Raw genomic sequence first — 2,819 nt, forward strand, 5'->3', positions numbered from 1 at the left:
GGCCCTTCGGGGCAGGCGCGCAGCGCGTCGGCCGCGGCCGTCAGCGCCTCGGCCGGCGAGACGGGCGCGGGCAGCCGTACCGCGTTGCGCCACGGAAGCTGGGTCGCGTGGTGCTCGGAGTCGAACACGACGACCGAGGTGCCGTACGGCAGCGCCCTGGCCAGCAGGTTGAACGCGTCGGTCGTGTTCCGCACGAACACCACGGCCTGCGGCCCGCCGAGGAACTCCCGGACGGTCTCGCGCGCCTCCTCGTAGGCCTTGGTGGTGACCTGCGAGGCGTACCCGGCGCCCCGGTGGACGCTGCTGTAGTACGGCAGCGCCCTGCTGACGGCCTCCTGCACGGCCTCCAGACAGGGCGCCGACGCCGCGTAGTCGAAGTTGGCGTACGAGGTGATCCCGCTCTTGACGGGCACCGGCAGCTCAGCGCCGACGATCTTCGGGGTGCGGCAGAGAACGGACATGACCCAAGCCTCCGTAGGCCTCAGGGACCCCGGATGTCGCTTCGTCAGGGATCCGCGCTTGCCTGACGCACCACGCGCCCGGCCAGGTCGTCACCCGGACCACCCCACCGCGGAAGGAGGGTTGGCGGCCAGCAAGCCGGGGCTTGACGCTGGCACTCATGACCTACGGGCTATTTAGCAGTCCCCGAACGGGGTCTGTCAAGTCAGCCCGGCGAAGAGATCGTCTTCCTGTGCGGGGCCCTCGCCGCGGACCCGGACGAACGATTCGGTGCCCATCATGATGTCGACGGCCTCGTCGGGCAGCTTCAGGAAGAAGATGTTCTCGCCCTGGCTGGCGTGCGCCTGGAGGGCCTTGACCTTCTTGCGGACCTGGTCGGCGACCTCGACGGAGGTGGTGATGATCTCGTCGGGGGTGCCGAAGTCCGGCGGCTCCTCCTGGTCGGCCATCCAGTCGACCTGGATGTCGTTGCTCTTCACGTAGTCGAACAGCGCGCGGATGCCCGATTTGGGGATCGCGGTGTAGTACAGCTTCTGCGGGATGCCGGTGCGCTCGGTCGCGGCGACGGCCACCCGGTGCGCCTGGATGTGGTCGGGGTGCCCGTATCCACCGAACTCGTCATAGGTCACCACGACCTGCGGCCGGTAGAGCTCCATCAGCCGCTCGACCTTGGCGACGGCCTCGTCGAAGTCGGCGTTGGCGAAGGCGTGGTCGGCGTGGTTGGCGTCCCAGCCGTCCATCCCCGAATCGTTGTAGCCGAGCAGTTCGACGTGCTCGATCCCCAGGATCCGGGCGGATTCGGCCAGTTCGGCCAGCCGCTCCTTGGCGACGGCCTGCGGGTCGTGCCCTTCCTCGCCGGGCTTCACCCCGCCGGGCCCGTCGCCCTGCTCGCCGTTGGTGCAGGTGACCAGCACGGTCCTGATCCCGGCGGCGGCCGCCTTGGCCAGCACCCCTCCGGTGCCCAGCACCTCATCGTCCGGATGTGCGTGAACAGCCATGAGTGTCAGCATGGGTTTCAGCCTACGTCGATCGGCTTCCAGGCGGTGACACGCTTCTGCCAGATCTGGGTTCCGGCGTACACGGCGGCGATGGAGCCGTCGCCGCGGGCGGTGAAGCGGCGCGAGTAGCGGCCCTTGGAGTTGGTGCGGAGCGTCGCGGCCTTGGTGTAGGTCTTCGAGCCCTTCGGCCGGAAGTAGACGAGGACGGTCTCCTTGCGCAGCGGACCGAACCCGCCGGGCCCGAAACCGGTCAGGGTGCCCTGGAGCAGGAACTTCTTGCCCTTCGTCACTTTCTTCGGCACTTTGACGGCCAGTTTCGTCGCCCGGTGGACGGTGAACTTCGCGACGTCGGTGAAGCTGAGGAAGCCGTAGTCGGCGGTGGTGGGACGTCCGTTGGTGACGGCCACGTCGATGCCGTAGCGGCCGCCCCAGTCGGCGGAGTTCAGCTCGACGAGCCCCTCGTAGACCCCGTCCTTCGCCGATCCCGAGACCCGCTTGAGCCGGAGCGCGGTCCCGGATCCGCGTCCCGCGGACTGCTCGACGTGCACGTCGACCTGGGTGACGTTGGAGCCCGACACATGCGTCTTGATCTTCACTTTGGTGATCTTCCCCGGTGAGATCACGGGCTTGCCGTACGCCTTGGCCGCGTGGACGGTCAGCGGACCCGCCGCCTCGGCGGGCGCGGGGATCACGAGCACGGCCGAGGCGGTGAGCAGCAGAGCGAGGGAGCGACGCATGGCCAGGGAGTTTAGGAGGCTTTGCCCCGCTGGATCCAGACCTGGAGCAACAGCATCATCTCCAGCCGGATCTCCGGATCCTCGAAATCGAAGTCGAAGACCTCCTGAAGCTGCGCGAGCCGGTACCGGACGGTCTGCGGGTGCACGCAGAGCGCGGCCGACGCCCCCGTCGCGTTGAACCCGTTCTTCATGCACTCCAGCAGGGTCACGGCCAGCCGCATCCCGTGCTTGGGCCCGGCCCGGTCGAGCGCGGCGAGCCTGCGGTCGGCGGCCAGTTCGGCCAGCGAACCGCCCTCCCTGATCAGCAGCCGCGGCAGGTGCTCCTCGGCGCGGGCCAGATACCCGGCCTTGCGGGTGCCGCGTCCGGTGATCTCTCCGTCGGAGACCAGTTCGAGGGTGCGGCGCGCCCACAGCAGCGACGCCCCCGCCTCGCTGACGGGCACGGGCGGCCCCATCGCACCGGTCCAACCGCCGAGAATCGCGGAGAGCTGGTCGGCGCGGCCGGGACCGTCCGGATCGGGGACGACCAGGCAGGGCCTGCCGTGGTCGAGCCCGCTGAGGATCTGCGGCGGCAGTCCCGCAGGGCCCTCGCCGCCGCTGCCCGCACGCGGCATCAGGGTGATCA

Annotated in this window: 4 protein-coding genes and 1 riboswitch; all 4 genes read right to left on the bottom strand. The window is 69.5% G+C overall.

All coding sequences use genetic code 11. From position 1 onward, the window contains the following. Nucleotides 1-461 (bottom strand): aminotransferase class V-fold PLP-dependent enzyme (locus ACYVE7_RS32095; RefSeq protein ID WP_460370083.1); only part of this gene is annotated, 461 nt, incomplete at its 3' end. 49 nt (nt 462-510) lie between these two features. After that, a riboswitch (SAM riboswitch) is annotated at nt 511-625 on the bottom strand. Nucleotides 626-659: 34 nt separating this feature from the next. Beyond that, nucleotides 660-1,457 (bottom strand): PIG-L family deacetylase, encoded by a 798-nt coding sequence (locus tag ACYVE7_RS32100; RefSeq protein WP_460370085.1) that lies wholly within the window; start codon nt 1,455-1,457, stop codon nt 660-662. A 17-nt stretch (nt 1,458-1,474) separates the two neighbouring features. Further along, on the bottom strand, nt 1,475-2,194 hold the full coding sequence (locus tag ACYVE7_RS32105) for a hypothetical protein (protein ID WP_460370087.1): 720 nt from the start codon (nt 2,192-2,194) through the stop codon (nt 1,475-1,477). 11 nt (nt 2,195-2,205) lie between these two features. Next, nucleotides 2,206-2,819, bottom strand: a 614-nt coding sequence (locus ACYVE7_RS32110; RefSeq protein WP_460370089.1) for a helix-turn-helix domain-containing protein, incomplete at its 5' end; no start/stop codon positions are given.

Source organism: Actinocorallia lasiicapitis, assembly GCF_054778695.1.

What these genes read in the sequence shown, in the direction of transcription:
- ACYVE7_RS32105 (WP_460370087.1), bottom strand. Translation starts at nt 2,194, where the DNA reads ATGCGTCGCTCCCTCGCTCTGCTGCTCACCGCCTCGGCCGTGCTCGTG.
- ACYVE7_RS32100 (WP_460370085.1), bottom strand. Translation starts at nt 1,457, where the DNA reads ATGGCTGTTCACGCACATCCGGACGATGAGGTGCTGGGCACCGGAGGG.